At 72.9% G+C, this 16322-nt stretch carries 11 protein-coding genes; 9 read left to right on the top strand and 2 right to left on the bottom strand.

Annotation, left to right across the window (positions count from 1 at the left end):
* Window positions 1-157 precede the first annotated feature (157 nt).
* The 3 genes from ACZ68L_RS09225 (at window position 158) to ACZ68L_RS09215 (ending at window position 4065) form a co-directional block, all read left to right on the top strand.
* Window positions 158-1549, top strand: a complete 1392-nt coding sequence (locus ACZ68L_RS09225; RefSeq protein WP_469575511.1) for a hypothetical protein — start codon at window positions 158-160, stop codon at window positions 1547-1549.
* 11 nt (window positions 1550-1560) lie between these two features.
* On the top strand, window positions 1561-2640 hold the full coding sequence (locus ACZ68L_RS09220; protein WP_469575510.1) for a glutamate ABC transporter substrate-binding protein: 1080 nt from the start codon (window positions 1561-1563) through the stop codon (window positions 2638-2640).
* A gap of 102 nt (window positions 2641-2742) precedes the next feature.
* Window positions 2743-4065, top strand: coding sequence for a hypothetical protein (locus ACZ68L_RS09215; RefSeq protein WP_469575509.1), 1323 nt, complete (start codon window positions 2743-2745; stop codon window positions 4063-4065).
* A gap of 102 nt (window positions 4066-4167) precedes the next feature.
* Here ACZ68L_RS09215 and ACZ68L_RS09210 read toward each other — a convergent pair whose 3' ends face one another.
* Entirely contained in the window at window positions 4168-4560 is a 393-nt protein-coding gene (locus tag ACZ68L_RS09210) for a hypothetical protein (RefSeq protein WP_469575906.1), read from the bottom strand.
* Between ACZ68L_RS09210 and ACZ68L_RS09205 the strand changes: the two genes are divergently transcribed.
* The 4 genes from ACZ68L_RS09205 (at window position 4487) to ACZ68L_RS09190 (ending at window position 10932) form a co-directional block, all read left to right on the top strand.
* On the top strand, window positions 4487-6892 hold the full coding sequence (locus ACZ68L_RS09205; RefSeq protein ID WP_469575878.1) for a serine/threonine-protein kinase: 2406 nt from the start codon (window positions 4487-4489) through the stop codon (window positions 6890-6892). The two genes, ACZ68L_RS09210 and ACZ68L_RS09205, sit on opposite strands and share 74 nt — an antisense overlap.
* Window positions 6893-6894: 2 nt before the next feature.
* Window positions 6895-8166: a protein phosphatase 2C domain-containing protein gene (locus ACZ68L_RS09200; RefSeq protein ID WP_469575507.1), complete on the top strand. Its 1272-nt coding sequence runs from the start codon at window positions 6895-6897 to the stop codon at window positions 8164-8166.
* A 132-nt stretch (window positions 8167-8298) separates the two neighbouring features.
* Window positions 8299-9657, top strand: a complete 1359-nt coding sequence (locus ACZ68L_RS09195; RefSeq protein WP_469575506.1) for a vWA domain-containing protein — start codon at window positions 8299-8301, stop codon at window positions 9655-9657.
* 108 nt (window positions 9658-9765) lie between these two features.
* On the top strand, window positions 9766-10932 hold the full coding sequence (locus tag ACZ68L_RS09190; protein ID WP_469575504.1) for an FHA domain-containing protein: 1167 nt from the start codon (window positions 9766-9768) through the stop codon (window positions 10930-10932).
* Window positions 10933-11135: 203 nt separating this feature from the next.
* Here ACZ68L_RS09190 and ACZ68L_RS09185 read toward each other — a convergent pair whose 3' ends face one another.
* Entirely contained in the window at window positions 11136-12119 is a 984-nt protein-coding gene (locus tag ACZ68L_RS09185) for a methyltransferase domain-containing protein (RefSeq protein WP_469575503.1), read from the bottom strand.
* A gap of 308 nt (window positions 12120-12427) precedes the next feature.
* On the opposite strand from ACZ68L_RS09185, the gene ACZ68L_RS09180 reads away from it, so the two are divergent.
* Complete coding sequence (locus tag ACZ68L_RS09180) at window positions 12428-12832, top strand: globin (RefSeq protein WP_469575501.1); 405 nt, start codon at window positions 12428-12430, stop codon at window positions 12830-12832.
* A 172-nt stretch (window positions 12833-13004) separates the two neighbouring features.
* Entirely contained in the window at window positions 13005-16322 is a 3318-nt protein-coding gene (locus ACZ68L_RS09175; protein ID WP_469575499.1) for an FtsX-like permease family protein, read from the top strand.

Raw genomic sequence — 16322 nt, 5'->3', positions numbered from 1 at the left:
GCCTTGATCGAATGCGAAGGGACGTATCCGTGGATCGACGCAGGATCCAGGCGTTCCTGGTGTGGAGGTCGGTCCCTGCGGCCATACTTCTGGCCGGGTACCAGTCCCCCGATCGGCCGGGGGCCGGGCCACCGTCCATGACCGAGGGGGAGGTCGAGTGACATACCCGCCGAATGTGCGCACGGCGCCTGACCACGCGCGGTCGCAACCGCCCGCGCCCGCGACCGCATCCGTTCCGCCCCGGCGCGGCACCTGGTCCGTGACGTCCGAACGGCTCCGGGCCGCGGCGACGACCGAACCGGGCAGGCTCCAGATCATCGGGGCCGTACTGGCCCTGCTCGTCGTCGCGTTCGGGGCCGTGACGGCCTTCGAGATCGCCGACCGGGCGGCCGCCGCCGACGACGTGGTGAGCCGCAGCCAGCCGCTGAGCGCCGACGCTGCGGACATCTACCGCTCGCTGGCCGACGCCGACACCGCGGCGGCGAGCGGCTTCCTGGCCGGGGCGCAGGAGCCGCGCGCTGTCCACGACCGGTACGACAAGGACATCAAGGAGGCCTCCCGCCTGCTGGTGAAGGCCGCGGCCAACACGGACGCCTCGACGACGTCCGGGCACGAGATCACCACGCTCAACGAGGAGCTCCCCCGGTACACGGGGCTGATCGAGCGGGCCCGTGCCAACAACCGGCAGGGCCTGCCGCTGGGCGGTGCCTATCTCCGGTACGCGAACCAGAAGATGACCAGCGTCCTGCTGCCGGCCGCCGAGCGGCTGTACACGGCGGAGACCGGCCGGCTGGGCCAGGACAACGATTCGGCCAGGGCCTGGCCGTTCTTCTCGCTCGGGCTCGGTGTCGTGACACTGGGCGGACTGCTCTGGGCGCAGCGGCGCAACTACCGCCGGACGAACCGGGTCTTCAACCACGGGCTGCTCGTCGCGACGGCCTCGTCCACCGTGGTGCTGCTGTGGCTCGCGGTGGGGCACACGGTGGCACGGTCCGAACTGCGCAGCGCCGATGTGCACGGACAGCAGTCACTCGATGTTCTCAACCACGCGCGGATCGACTCGCTCAAGGCGCGCGCCAATGAGAACCTCACTCTCGTCGCCCGCGGCGCGGTGCTCACCCCGGACGGCAGGAACGACAAGTACGAGACCGACTACAACACGGGCATAAAGGCCCTCGGTGAAGAGCTGGGGAAAGCCAGGAAGCTCGCCGACGACTCCCAGGGGAGCGGGCCGGTGGCGAACGCCATCAACGGTGTCTCCGAGTGGCAGGGCCGCCACCGGACCGCCCGCACGACCGACGACAGCGGCGACTACGAGGGCGCGCTGAAGCAGATCATCGGGCCGAAGGACTCGACGGGTGAGTCCTTCAACCGGGTGGACGAGGCGCTGAAGCAGGCGCTCGCCCATGAGCAGGGCCAGTTCAGCCGGGCCGCGGAGAACGGGCGCGGGGCGCTGGGCGGGCTTCCGGCCGGGGCCGCCGCACTCGCCGCGCTGGGTGCCCTCGCCGCGATCGTCGGGGTCAACCGCAGGCTCTCGGAGTACCGGTGAGAGGGGGAGCGATGACCAGGAAGCGCACAGGCGGAGGCCCCGGACTCCGCGAGCCCGGTGGGAAGCTCGGCACGGGACCTGGGTCCGCCCGCGGCAGGCTGCGCGGCTGGGGCGGGGTGACGGCCATGGCCGTGGCCTGTGCGGTGACGGCCTCGCTCACCCTGCTGCCGCTCTCCCGCGGCGGCGCCGACGCCTTCGTCGGGGACACCGCGGGACCGGGTACGGCACAGGCCGTGCAGACCCGGTCCGGCGACTGCACGGACCCGGAGGCGAGCCTGCCGCCGTCGAGCGCCGACGGCCCGAGCATCGCGAAGATCAAGGCGCGCGGAAAGCTGATCGCGGGCGTCGACCAGAACAGCTTCAGCTGGGGTTACCGCAATCCGGAGAACCGCGAGCTCGAAGGCTTCGACATCGATCTGGTGCGGGCCGTCGCCAAGGACATCCTGGGCGATCCCGACGCGGTGATCTTCCGGGCCATCCCCACCAACCAGCGGATCGCCGCCCTGGAGAACGAGAAGGTCGATGTCGTCGTCCGGACGATGACGATCAACTGCGCCCGGCTGAAGCAGGTCTCGTTCTCCACCGCCTACTTCCAGGCCGGGCAGCAGGTCCTGGCGCCGAAGGACTCGTCGATCACCGGGTACAACAAGTCCCTGGCCGGCAAGCGGGTCTGCACCGCCGAGGGCTCCACCGCGTACGAGGCGCTGCAGAAGCAGTCGTTCGGCGCGGTCTTCAAGGACGAACACGACGGCACCGACGCGGACGAGGACCAGCTCACCGTCCCCAACCAGCTGGACTGCCTGGTGCGGCTCCAGTTGGGTGAGGTCGACGCGATCGTCACGGACAACGCGCTGGCGGCCGGCCAGGCCGCCCAGGACCCGGCGGTCGAGCTCAAGGGCGACAAGCCGTTCACCACCGAGTACTACGGCGTGGCGACGAAGCGCGGTGCGGACGATCTGGTGGCCCGGGTCAACCAGGTGCTGGTCGACTACCGCAGTGGTGGTAGCTGGATGAAGTCGTACCGGAAGTGGCTGGAGGCCGGTCTGCCGGGGATATCGGCGCCGCCGGCACCCAAGTACCGGAGCAACTAGTGCCGGGCCGGCCGGGGTGCGCGACGGCGCGGTCCCGGTCGGCGAGGCAGTGGCACTGATCCCGCCGGGCCCGTCCCGGCAGGAAGAGCGGAGAGGTGATCGATGGGCGTCGCGGGCCCCTTCCCCGGCCACGCGGGGAGGCTCCCCGGCCCGGTCATGGACCGGGACGAGGCGGACCGTGCGCTGGCCCGGCTGGGCGCGGAGCACGAGGCGATCGAGACCTCGCTCCTCGCCCTGCAGGACCACGCGGGCCGCCGGCTCCTGGAGGGCGCCGATCTGACCGGTGTCACCAAGGAACGCTGGGCCTCCACCGAGCAGTCGATCACGCTGCTGTGGGGGTATTTCGACGCCTACGCGGGGGCGCTGGCCGAGGCCCGCGCGGTGCGGGCCCGCCGGCGCCACCCCAACCGGGACGATCTGGTGGCCCTCACCGAGCTGCTGCGCGGCCAGGGGGTCACCGTGGCGCACGCGGCCGGCCGCCCCGATCCGTCGGTCACCGGCCCGGCCAAGCTCTCCGAGCGGTTCACGCTGGAGGAGCTGGTCGCCCGGATGAACGAGCTGTACGCCCGCTCGCTGGACATGGTCGTCGCCTCCGACTCGGTGTGGTCGGCGCTGCCCGCCCGGATAGATCTGCTCGCCGCCGAGCTGCACCGCACCCGCTCGCTGGCGCACTCCGTCGGCGTACGGCCCGGGGAGCACCCGGCGGGTGACGATCTGGAGGCGATCACCCATGAACTGACCACGCTGCGGGTGCAGGTGATCTCCGATCCGCTGGCCTTCTGGCTGTCGGGCCCCGGCAGTTCGGCGCCCGGCGGCGGGCGCCCCGACACGACGCGCTACGACCGGGCGGCCCGCGCCCTGGACGACGTACGCCGCGAGATCGAGGCGGTGCTCGCGGTCCGGCAGGACGCCGAACAGCGCCTGGTCCAGTTGCGTGACGTCCTCTCCCGCGCGGACCGGACCCTGACCGAGGCCCGGTCGGCGCGCGGCGAAGTACTGGCGAAGATCGCCGCCTCCGAGGTGCCCGCGGTCAGCGGTCCGGCGACCGCGCTCCAGGAGCGGCTGGCCGCCGCTTCGGAGTACCGCAGGCATGCCCAGTGGCACCGGCTCTCCCCGCTCCTGGAGACGCTGGAACGGGAGGCCGAGGAGGAGTTGTTGCGGGCCCGTGAGTCGCTGACCGCGGTCACGGCGCCGCTGGCCGTGCGGGCGGAGCTGCGCGGCAGGCTCGACGCGTACAAGGCGAAGGTCGCCCGGCACGGTCTGGCCGAGGACCCGCTGCTGATCGAGCGGTACGACGCGGCGCGCCGGATGCTGTGGAGCGCGCCGTGCGATCTGCGGGTCGCCACGCAGGCGGTGCTGCGCTATCAGGAGGCGGCGGCCGAACTGCTGTCGCAGCGCCGGACCCCGGGACCGGAGGACCGGTGATGAGTTCAGGTGTGCGCAAGGTGGACGGGCCGCCGCGGCGGCGGGGCGAACAGGGGGACGGACCATGAGTACGCAGTGCCAGCGCCCCGCGTGCGAGGGCGGTTACGAGGACGTGGGCGGCGGTGAGCTGTACTGCGACACCTGCGGTCTCGCTCCGGTCGTCTCCCCGAGTGGCATGGTGAGTTCGCCGCCCACCGGGATCGCGGGCGGCGGTGCGAGCAGCAGGGGCAGCAGAGGCAGCAGCAGCAACAGTTCCCGGGCCTCCTCGCGGTCCTCGTCCCGTTCGTCGACCTCGCGGCGTTCCGTTTCGGGGCGGCTCTCGCGCGCGTTGTCCGGTGGCGCCACGTCCCCTTCGGTGTCGGTGCGTTCCTCCGGTTCTTCCTCGGGCGCGTCCGGCCGGGGCAGGCTGGGCGCGGGGCTGGTGCAGGTGCCGGACGTGCCGCGTCCCGACCCGCGCTCGGCGGTGATGGAGAACCCCGAGGTGCCGGAGCGCAAGCGTTTCTGTTCTCGTTCCGACTGCGGGGCCCCGGTGGGCCGGGCCCGCGGTGAACGGGCGGGCCGCACGGAGGGGTTCTGCACCAAGTGCGGCCATCCGTACTCCTTCGTGCCCAAGCTGCACGAGGGCGACATCGTGCACGGTCAGTACGAGGTCGCGGGCTGTCTGGCGCACGGCGGGCTCGGCTGGGTCTATCTCGCGGTCGACCGCGCGGTGTCGGACCGCTGGGTGGTCCTCAAGGGCCTGCTCGACACCGGTGACCAGGACGCCATGGCGGCCGCCATCTCGGAGCGCCGTTTCCTCGCCGAGATCGAGCACTCCAACATCGTCCGGATCTACAACTTCGTCGAGCATCTCGACCAGCGCACCGGCTCGCTCGACGGCTACATCGTGATGGAGTACGTCGGCGGCAAGGCGCTCAAGGAGATCGCGAACGAGCGCCGCACCCCGGCCGGGAAGCGCGATCCGCTGCCGGTCGAGCAGGCGTGCGCGTACGGCATCGAGGCGCTGGAGGCGCTCGGTCATCTGCACAGCCGCAACCTGCTGTACTGCGACTTCAAGGTCGACAACGCGATCCAGACCGAGGACCAGCTGAAGCTGATCGACATGGGCGCGGTCCGCAGGATGGACGACGAGGAGTCGGCCATCTACGGCACGGTGGGGTACCAGGCGCCGGAGGTCGCGGAGGTCGGCCCGTCGGTCGCCTCCGACCTGTACACGGTCGCGCGGACGCTCGCGGTGCTCACCTTCGACTTCCAGGGCTACACCAACGTCTTCGTGGACTCGTTGCCGGACCCGGACAACATCGAGGTGTTCCGGAGCTACGAGTCGTTCTACCGGCTGCTGGTGCGGGCCACCGACCCGGATCCGGCGCGGCGGTTCGCCTCGGCGGCGGAGATGGCGGAGCAGCTGACGGGTGTGCTGCGCGAGGTGGTGTCGCTGCAGACCGGACGGCCGCGGCCCGCGCTGTCGACGCTGTTCGGCACGGAAGTGCGGGTCACGGACACGCAGTTGTTCGCCGAGCTGACGGACGATGTGTCACGGCTGGGGGCGCGGTCTGCCGCTCCCGCGTCGTCCGGGCGCTTCGGGCGGCGGCGGAAGGGGGCGGGGACCGGCGCGCAGCCGGGCACGGCCCCCGTGCCGGGCGTGGGGCCGGGGCCGGGCGCGCTGCCCGCGGGTGCGCCGGCCGTGCCCGGGTATCCGGCGGCGGGCGCGGCCGCGCCGCCCACACACGTGCGGTCCGGCAACGGGACGGGCCCCGGCGGCGCGGCACTCCCGTACGCGCAGACCCGGGCCGCGATTCCGGGCCCTCGTGTCCCGGTCGCCGATCCCGGTGCGCCGTCGGGGCCGTACGTCCCGGACGTCCCCCGGCCGGCCGGGCTCGACGCACGGGCCACCTCGCTCGCGCTGCCCGTGCCCCGGGTCGACGCGAGCGACCCCAACGCGGGCTTCCTCGCCGGGCTGATGGCCACCGCTCCCGCCGAACTGATCGCCGCGCTCGACGCCGTACCCGCGGCGTCGCTGGAGACCCGGCTGCGTGAACTGCGCGCCCGTCTGGAGATGAACGAACTCGGGGCCGCGGGGCAGACACTGGCGGAGCTGGAGGACCGGTTCCCGGACGACTGGCGGGTCGTCTGGTACCGCGGAATCACCTCGCTGGTCATCGGCGACCACGAGAACGCGGCGCTCTCCTTCGACGCGGTGTACGACGCGTTCCCCGGTGAGCCGGCGCCCAAGCTGGCGCTGGGGATCTGCGCGGAGGTGCTGGGCCAGCTGGACAACTCGGCCGAGTACTACCGCCTGGTGTGGACGACCGATCCGAGCTTCGTCAGCGCCGCGTTCGGCCTGGCCCGGGTGCAGATCGCCGCCGGGGACCGCACCGGGGCCGTGACGACGCTGGAGTCCGTGCCGGAGGCGTCGATCCATTACACGGCGGCCCGGGTCGCGGCGGTACGGGCGCGGCTGCGTGAACGGGCCCCGGACGAGCCGTTGATCACCGATCTGACGGCCGCCGCCGAACAGATCTCGGGACTGGCCGGTTTCGGCCTGGACGCGGTGCGTCGCGAGCAGTTGTCGACCGAGGTGCTGGGGAAGGCGCTCGACTGGGTACTCTCCGGGAGTCCCGCGGCTCGGTCCTCGGCCCCGCAGTCGCACGCGCCTGCCGGGTCGAACGGGCCGAGAACGCTGCTCGGCAGTGAGGTGGACGAGCGCGGCCTGCGTTTCGGGCTGGAGCGCTCGTACCGGATGCTCGCCCGGCTTGCGGAGCCCGGCGACGAGAGGATCGAACTGGTGGAGCGGGCCAACCGTTTCCGCCCCCGGACGTGGGTGTGAAAATGTCGCAGAAGCCCCAGGAGACGGCCGTGTCGAAGTGCCCCGGCTGCGAGGAGCCGCTGGAGCCGGGGGACCTGTTCTGCGGTGCGTGCGGGTACGACCTCTCGGCCGTGCCCGCGCCGCCTCAGGACCGCCCGACGGTCGCCATGACCGTGCCGGCGGAGAACGGCGCGACGGCCCGGCCGGCCGAGGTCCGGTCCGATGAACCGGGCGGATCGGGCGACTTCGAACTGGCCGCACCCGGGGCGGCGCCCGCGCCCGCACCGGTCTCCGAGGCATCGGTGCCCGCGCCGGACCCCCGTACGTCCGCCGCCGGCCTCTCCGCACCGCCGCCGGGTGGCACCAAGCTGTGCGTGGCCTGCCGCGCCGGCCGGGTCGACACCGACGGCTACTGCGAGAACTGCGGTCACGCCCAGCCGCGCGAGCGCGACCACATGGAGCAGGAGCTCGGTTCGGTGGCCGCCGTCAGCGACCGGGGTCTGCGTCATCACCGCAACGAGGACTCGTTCGCGGTGTCGACCACCGCCCTGCCCGACGGTTCACCGGCCGTCGTCGCGATCGTCTGCGACGGTGTCTCCTCGTCGAGCCGCCCCGACGAGGCGTCGGCTGCGGCCGCGAGCGCCGCCAACGAGGCGCTCCTGGAGTCGCTGCCGCGCGGCACTCATCCCCAGCAGGCGATGCACGAGGCGATCGTCGCCGCCGCCGAGTCGGTCAACTCCCTGGCCCAGGAGGCCCGTCGGGCCATGGAGCACGATCCGCACCGCCATCAGAACGCCCCGGCGTGCACGCTGGTGGGCGCGATCATGGCGGCCGGTCTGCTGGTCGTCGGCTGGGTCGGCGACAGCCGCGTCTACTGGGTGCCGGACGACCGCACCAGCCCGCCCGCCCGGCTGACCGAGGACGACTCCTGGGCCGCGCAGATGGTGGCGGCGGGCCTGATGAACGAGGCCGAGGCCTACGCGGACGAGCGCGCCCACGCCATCACGGGGTGGCTCGGCGCCGACGCGTACGAACTGGAGCCGCACACCGCGTCCTTCAAACCGGACCGGTCCGGTCTCGTGGTGGTGTGCACGGACGGGCTGTGGAACTACGCCGAGTCGGCGGCCCAGATGGCCGCGGCGGTGCCGGCCGACGCGCAGTCGCGGCCGCTGCACGGCGCCCAGGTGCTGGTGGGTCACGCACTCGACGGTGGGGGCCACGACAACGTAACAGTGGCTCTGCTGCCGTTCGCCGTGCCGCCGCAGGGGGCAGGATCGGCCTGCGGCACCACATGAGTCCCGTTCCGTAACGCTTGGTTCCAGTTCCGTCCGCCCCTTCCGCCCCCGCCGCCTTCGACCGCCTTCACCCGTTTTTCTTCTCTCACAGCTGTCTTCATCTGACACCTGGAGTCTCAAGGAGCCGATCAGATGGCCAACTTCTCCAAGTCGAACGTGCCCCAGTTCTCCGTCGAGGTGTACCAGAACGAATATCTGCCGGAAGGCGGTCGCGAGGTCAACGCGATCGTCACGGTCACCTCGACCGGGGGCGGCACCACCGGCGGCGTCCCGCTGTCCGGGGCGGCGGCGACGCCCACGCGCGTGCCGGGGCAGGCACCGGACGCCGCCGTGGTGATCATGGTCGACTGCTCCGGCTCGATGGACTATCCGCCGACGAAGATGCGCAACGCCCGCGACGCGACGGCCGCGGCGATCGACACCCTGCGCGACGGCACCCGGTTCGCCGTGGTCGGCGGTACGCACATCGCCAAGGAGGTCTACCCGGGCAACGGGAGGCTCGCCGTCGCCGACGCCCGGACCAGGGCCCGCGCGAAGGATGCCCTGCGCGCGCTCAGCGCCGGTGGCGGTACGGCGATCGGCACCTGGCTGCGGCTGGCCGACCGGCTGCTCGGCGCCGCCGATGTGGAGATCCGGCACGGCATCCTCCTCACCGACGGCCGCAACGAGCACGAGGCACCGGAGGATCTGCGGGCCGCGCTCGAATCCTGCGCGGGCCGCTTCACCTGTGACGCCCGCGGTGTCGGCACGGACTGGGAAGTGAAAGAGGTCACAGCCGTCGCCTCCGCGCTGCTCGGTACGGCCGACATCGTCGCCGACCCGGCGGGGCTGGCCACGGACTTCACGCAGATGATGGAGAGCGCGATGGGCAAGGAGGTCGCGGATGTCGCGCTGCGGCTCTGGACGCCCGTCGGGGTCGAGATCAAGTTCGTGAAGCAGGTCGCCCCGACGGTCGTCGATCTGACCGGCCGCCGCACCGAGGCGGGTCCCCGCGCCGGGGACTACCCCACGGGTTCCTGGGGCGACGAGTCCCGCGACTACCACGTGTGCGTACTGGTGCCGGAGGCCGGGATCGGGCAGGAGATGCTGGCGTCCCGGGTCTCGCTGATCCTCCCCGACCCGTCGGGCGGGGCGTCGCAGCCGCTTTCGCAGGGCCTGGTACGAGCGGTGTGGACCGAGGACATGGTGGCGTCCACCTCGATCAACCCACAGGTCGCGCACTACACCGGCCAGGCGGAACTGGCACAAGTCATCCAGCAGGGGCTCGATGCCCGCAAGTCGGGAGACTTCGACGGCGCGACCGCGAAACTGGGCCGTGCCGTGCAGCTGGCGTCGGCGTCCGGGAACGAGGACACTGCGAAACTGCTTTCGAAGGTGGTGGACGTCGTCGATGCCGCGACCGGTACTGTGCGACTGAAGGCGAAGGTCGCGGAGGCCGACTCGATGACACTCGAAACGCGCTCCACCAAGACCGTCCGCGTCAAGAAATAACCGCACAGTCGCACAGTCGGGCCGCCCGCCGGAGTGATCCGCCGGGTGGCGAAGAGCAACAGCGAACGACGGCCCCGGGGCCGGACGAGGAGAGGGGGAAGCGCCGACATGCCGACCTGCCCGAACGGACACCAGTCGGGTTCCGATGACTGGTGCGAGGTCTGTGGCCATCGCATGGCCGGGGCGGGCACGCCCGCGGGTGCGGTCCCCCCGCCGCCGCCTCCGCCGCCCGCTCCCGGCTTCGGCCACCCGCAGGGCCCCGGCCCGGACGCGACCCAGCAGGCCGAACTCTGCCCGCAGTGCCGCACACCGCGCGAGGCGATGGCGCCGTTCTGCGAGGAGTGCCGCTGGAACTTCCTCACGAACACCGCGACGTCGTACACGCCGCTGGCCCCGTCCCACAGCGTTCCCGGCCCTCCGCCCGGCCTCAACCTGCCGCCCGGCTTCCAGGCGCAGCAGCCGCCGGGCCCGCAGCAGCAGCGCGATCCGTTCGAGTACCAGGCCTCGCGGCCCTCGCAGATGAACCGCCCGGCCGAGCCGCTCTCCCCCGAGCCGGGAAGCCGCCCCGGCCCCCCGGCGCCGGGTCCGCAGTCGCCGCCGCCGTTCCAGCAGCAGGGGCCGCCGCCTGTACCGTCCTTCCAGCAGTCGGCGCCGCCCTCGCCGTTCCAGCAGCAGTCCGCACCGCCGATGTTCCAGCAGCAGTCGGCGCCGCCCTCGTTCGAGCGGCCGGGTCCGCCCGCCCCGCAGGGGCCGCAGGCCGGTGGCGACGACGACTGGATGCTGTCGCCGCCGTCCCGCACCCAGGCTCCCCAGCCGTCGGGCCCGCAGCAGCAACCGCCGTTCCCGGTCCGGGAGCAGAACGAGCCGCCCGCGAGCTGGACCGCGGTCATCGCCCCCGACCGTGAGTACTTCCTGGCGATGATGCAGCGCAGCGGTCCCGAGGCGACCGGGCTCAATCTGCCCGCGTACTCCCCCGAGCAGCAGCTTCCGCTCACCGGCGGCCAGGTCACCGTCGGTCGCCGCAGGCAGAGCACCGGCGAGTCCCCCGACATCGATCTGTCCGTGCCGCCGGAGGACCCGGGCGTCTCGCACCAGCACGCCGTGCTGGTGCAGCAGCCCGACGGCGCCTGGGCCGTGGTCGACCAGAACTCCACCAACGGCACCACGCTCAACGGTGCCGAGGACCCGATCCAGCCCTATGTCCCCGTCCCGCTCCAGGACGGCGACCGGGTCCATGTCGGGGCGTGGACGACGATCACGATCCGCCGGGACTGAGAGCCTGTCGGGCAGCCTCTGATCGGCAGCCACGGCGTGGCACGCACGCTTCCAGCGTTGCGGAAATGCCCTGGTAGCTCCTTCCCCAAGCTCTCAAGGAGCAGGGGAGACCCCATCCGAGGCCATCCCGGCGCCTTGGAATCGCACGCACCACGCCGCGTCCGCTCTCCGATCGAAGGTCACCCGACAGGCTCTGAGCGGCGCTATCCGTCGGGCAGTGGCCAGGCGTACGGCCCCTCGGGGTCGTCCAGCCAGGCCCACTGCCGCCCGTCCCGGACCGTGATGCCGAACCTCTCCCGCCCGGGGCGCCGCTCGCGCTGCCAGAGGGAGAGGGCCTCGCGGGGGTCGAGGGTGGCCTCGGTCAGCGTCAGCAGGAACCGGAAGAGCTCGTTCTCGCTGACGCGCCTGGGCAGTGCGCCGGTGTGCGGGCGTCGTGCGGATCCCGGTGGTGTGCCGCGCAGCGGCACGAAGTACGCGGGCGTGTGCAGGAACCGGCCCTCGGCGTACTTCCCGTGCGCCGACTCCCGTACCCGCAGCACGATCAGCCCGGTGGCGAACGGCGCCAGTATCAGTGCGCCCGGCGTGCACTGGTCCAGCCAGGCCTGCGGTACGCACGGCAGGGTGCAGGTCACGATGATCCGGTCGTACGGTCCGCGCGGGGGCCAGCCCCGTGTGCCGTCCCCGGTGATCACGGCCGGGTGGTATCCGGCCGCCGTCAGGTGCCGGCGGGCCGACTCGGTGATCTCCGGGTCGAGGTCGACGGTGGTCACGGCGTCGTCACCGAGCCGGTGCGCGAGCAGTGCCGCGTTGTAGCCGCTGCCCGCGCCGATCTCCAGGACGCGCTGTCCGTCCCGTACGTCCAGCTCTTCGAGCATCCGGGCCATCAGCGACGGCTGGCTGCTCGACGAGATCAGCTCGCCGTCCCGGATCCGGGTGGCCAGCGCCCCGTCCGCGTACGCCCCGTGCAGCCACTGTGCCCGCCTGACCGGGTCGGGGTCCTCGCACCACAGGCGGTCCCGTCCGCCGCCCACGAAGTAGTACGGCACGAACAGATGCCGTGGCACCGCCTCGAACGCGGCCAGCCATTCCGGGGCACCGAGCGCCCCGCCGGCCACGATCCCGCGCACCATCGCCCACCGCTCCTCGGCGGCGGACGCGGCGAACGGATCCGGCTGCGCGTCGTCCATACCTCCACCTTGCTGCGCCGGGGGCCCCGGGGCCAGGAACCGGGCCGGGTCCGGGCCGTCTCTCCGGACACCGCGCGGTGGGCGAGAGGACCGCAGGACCCAGGCCCTGTCCTGCCGGTCTTCGCGGGCCCGGGGCGTCTGGCACGGCACCTCGCCGCGTTGTCGGAGTCGCCCAAGTACGTCCAGTACGAGGACGAACCTCCGCCTCGCGACGCACCACACCAGACGCCCCGGGCTGATCCACGAAGATCGACAGGTCAGGACCTAGGACCCCGGTCCTCGGCCGGTGCGTCTGCGACCATGGACGGGTGACTGAGATTCCGCGCGACACGCTGCAGGAGCAGACCTTCTACGAGCAGGTCGGCGGCGAGGAGACCTTCCGGCGCCTGGTGCACCGCTTCTACCAGGGGGTTGCCGAGGACCCGCTGCTCCGGCCGATGTACCCGGAGGAGGATCTGGGGCCCGCCGAGGAGCGGTTCAGGCTGTTCCTGATGCAGTACTGGGGCGGTCCCCGCACCTACAGTGAGCGGCGTGGACATCCGCGGCTGCGGATGCGGCACGTTCCGTTCCAGGTGGACCGGGCGGCGCACGACGCGTGGCTGAGCCATATGCGGGTCGCCCTCGACGAGCTCGGACTGGCGCCGGAGCACGAGCGGCAGCTGTGGGACTACCTCGCCTACGCGGCCGCCTCGATGGTGAACACCGACGGCTGAGAACGCCCGCTGTTCCCCCGCGCCAGGTGCGAAATGCGTTCCCTCGTCGCCGATTAACGATCACGATCCCATCAAGGTGCAGGCACAAGCGGTTTCCAAGAGCGTGTATGTCCTGACAGCATCCGTAGAACGCCGGGGGGCGTGTGTGCGGTGAGGGTTCAGGGGGGCACGTGTGACGGGGTTCGTCTTTCTGCGGGTGAGGGCCTACCGGCTCCTGCTCGCCGCCGCTGTCCTCGCCATCCTGCTGACCACCTCGGTACTCGCCGCGCTCACCGCGTTCTCCGGTTCCGTCGGCGATGCCGCGCTGCGCCACGCCCTCGCCCATCGGTCGGCGTCGGCCGCCTCGCTCGTCGTGTCCGCCCAGGTGGCGTCCGCGCAGCGGGACGCGGCCGACGCGGCCGTCCACAAGAGTGCGCGCGACACCTTCGACGGCCTTCCCGTGACCGTCCGGACCCTGGAGACGTCGGGTTCGTACGCGCTGCCGGACGGTCTGCGGCCTCCGGGCGTCCGGGGCGGCGACCTGGACCTCACCCACTTCGCCTCACTCGACCGCAGCCGCGTCCGGCTGACCGCGGGCCGTATGCCGGCGGCCGGGAGCGGACGGGCCGGCGATCCCGTCCAGGTCGCCCTGCCGCACACCGCCGCCGGGGTCCTGAAGCTGAGGCCGGGCTCACGGATCACCCTCACCGACCGGCTGGACGACAAGCCGGTGCGCGTCCTGATCACGGGCGTGTACGAGGCCTCCGACCGGACCGACCCGTACTGGCAGTTGGACGAGCTCGGCGGTCGCGGCATCCGCACGGTCGCCTTCACCACATACGGTCCGCTGCTCGCCGACCCTGCGGTGCTCGGTTCGGGACGGGTGAGTTCCGGCACGCTGTCCTGGCTGGCCGCCGCCGAGTTCCGCGCGGTCACCACGGGGCGGATGGACACCCTGCACAACGCCGCCACGGCTGCTCCGAAGAAGCTGCGGACCGTCCCCGGGTTCAGCAGCGGGGCCACCGTGCGGACCTCGCTCCCCCAGGTGCTGGAGCAGATCGACCGGGCGCTGCTGGTCTCCCGCTCCACGCTGATGATCGTGGCCGTCCAGCTGGTGATGCTCGCCGGTTACGCGCTGCTGCTGGTGGCCCGGCTGCTGAGCAGTGAACGCGACGGGGAGACCCGGCTGTTGCGGGCCCGGGGCGGGTCGCGCGGCCGTATCACCGGGTTCGCCGCGATCGAGGCGCTGCTGCTCGCGCTGCCCGCCGCGCTGCTCGCCCCGCTGCTCGCCGGGCCGCTGACCCGGCTGCTCGCGGACAGCGGCGCGCTGTCCCGGATCGGATTGCGGCTCGACGCGGGCGCGACGGCCACCGTGTGGCTGGTCTCCGCCGTCGCCGCGCTGACATGTGCGCTGGCCGTCGTGACGCCCGCGCTGGCGGCCGGCGCCGGGGAGCGTCGCCCCCGCCGTGCCGCCGCGCTGCCCGCGCCGCTCCGGGCGGGCGCCGACATCGGCCTGCTGGTGATCGCGGCGGTGGCGTACTGGCAGCTCGACCGCCAGACCACGGGCTCCGGCAGCGGTGCGCTGAGCGGTGACCGGCAGGGCGGTCTCGGCGTCGATCCGCTGCTTGTCGCGGCCCCCGCCCTGTTGCTGCTCGCGGGCACCGTGCTGACGCTGCGTCTGCTGCCGCCCGCGGCCAGGCTCGCGGAGCGCCGCGCGGCGGGCGGCCGGGGGCTGGTCACGGCACTGGCCGGCTGGCAGTTCAGCCGGCGTCCGCTGCGCAATGCCGGACCGGTGCTGCTGCTGGTGCTGTCGGTCGCCATGGGCATGCTGGCGGTCGGGCAGCGCGCCTCCTGGGACCGTTCGCAGGGCGACCAGGCGGACTTCAGAGCCGGTGCGTCGGTGCGCGTGGTGGGCAGTGTCGAGAACGATCCGGCGCAGGCGGGCGCGTACGCGCGACTGCCGGGCGTGCGGGAGGCGGCGCCGGCGTTCCGTACGACCTCGGACCTCTCCGATGAACGCACGGCCGAGATCCTCGCCCTGGACACCGCGCACGCCGATGAGCGGATGCTGATGCGCGGCGACCTCGGTGACCGGCCGCGGGAGCGGCTGTTCGAATCGCTCGCCCCGCCGGGGACCGCGCGGGCCGGACTGCCGTTGCCGCGGCTCGCCGAGAAGGTCCGGTTCGACGTGCGCATCACGGCGGCCGGAGCACCCGCGCGGACGTCGCCGTCCGGCGCCGCGCCGCTCGTCACCGTGCTGCTGGAGGACCGTTACGGCTTTCCGTACCGGGTACCGGCCGGAACCGTCCCCGTCGACGGGAGAACGCACCCGTTCACGTTCGCCGTGGCGGCCGGGGGCGATCTCGCGGTGACCGGGTTCGAGCTGGACGGCAACCGGCCGGCCGCCCGGAGCGAGTCCCATCGGGTCGAGATCAGCGCCCTCGGGACCGTGACGGCCGACGGCACCGAGCAGCAGGTCCCGGTGCCCGACGGGTTCGGCTGGGACGCCACGCAGACCGCCACCGGATCCGGTGAGGCGGGCCCCGGCGATCCGGTGGACGCGAGGGTCTCCGCGAAGAGTCTGCTGGCCTTCGGATACGACACCGGAGCCAACGCGGACCTGGGGGAATCGACGCCTTCCTTCTCCGTACGGGCCGCCGCGCCCCGTCCCCGGGCTCCGGCGCTGAACGCGGTGGCCACCGACGCGTACCTGCGCGCCGCCGGGGCGAAGGAAGGGCAGAGCGTCGACGTCACGCTGGCCGGCGAGACGGTCCGGGTGAAGATCGTGCGGACGGTGCACCGCCTGCCGACCACGGGCCCCGGTACCGGGCCCGACGCCTCCGTCGTCACCAGCGCCGACCGGCAGCGGGACGGCGGCGCCCTGCTGCTCGACCTCAGGGCTGTCGGCCAGGTCCTCGCGCACCGCCCGGGGGCGGTGCTGACCCCCGTCGAGTGGTGGCTGAGCACCGCCCCCGGACAGGCCGGAAAGGTCGCCGCCGCGCTGCGGGCACAGCCGTACACCGATCCGGCGCAGGTCCTGGTGCGCGACGAGATCGCGCGGGAACTGGTCGGCGATCCGCTGGGCGCCGGGCCGCAGTCCGCGCTGCCCGCGGTGGCGGTCGTCGCCGCGGCCCTGGCCGCGGTCGGCTTCGCGGTGAACGCCGCCGGCGCGCAGCGCGAACGGACCGCGGAGTTCGCCGTGCTGCGGGCACTGGGGACGCCGCGCCGACGGCTGACCCGGATGATCGCCGCCGAGCAGGGCCTGCTGATCGCGATCGCGCTGCTGGTCGGGACCGCGCTCGGGGCCGTACTGAACCGTGCCGTCGTGCCGCTCATCGTGCTGACCGGACAGGCCACCGCGCCGGTGCCCCCGGTGCTGGTGCAATTGCCAGCCGGGCAGGTCGCCGCGCTGCTGGCGGGAGTCGCCGCGCTGCCGCTGCTGATCGTCGTGTCCCTCGCCTGGCGCGGCGCCGACCCCGCGACCTCGCTGCGCCACCAGGGGGACAACTGA

It is taken from the genome of Streptomyces sp. NPDC104309, from assembly GCF_055584025.1.
Note: the sequence above shows the minus strand (reverse complement) of the source record. Positions and strands in the feature narration are given on the sequence as shown.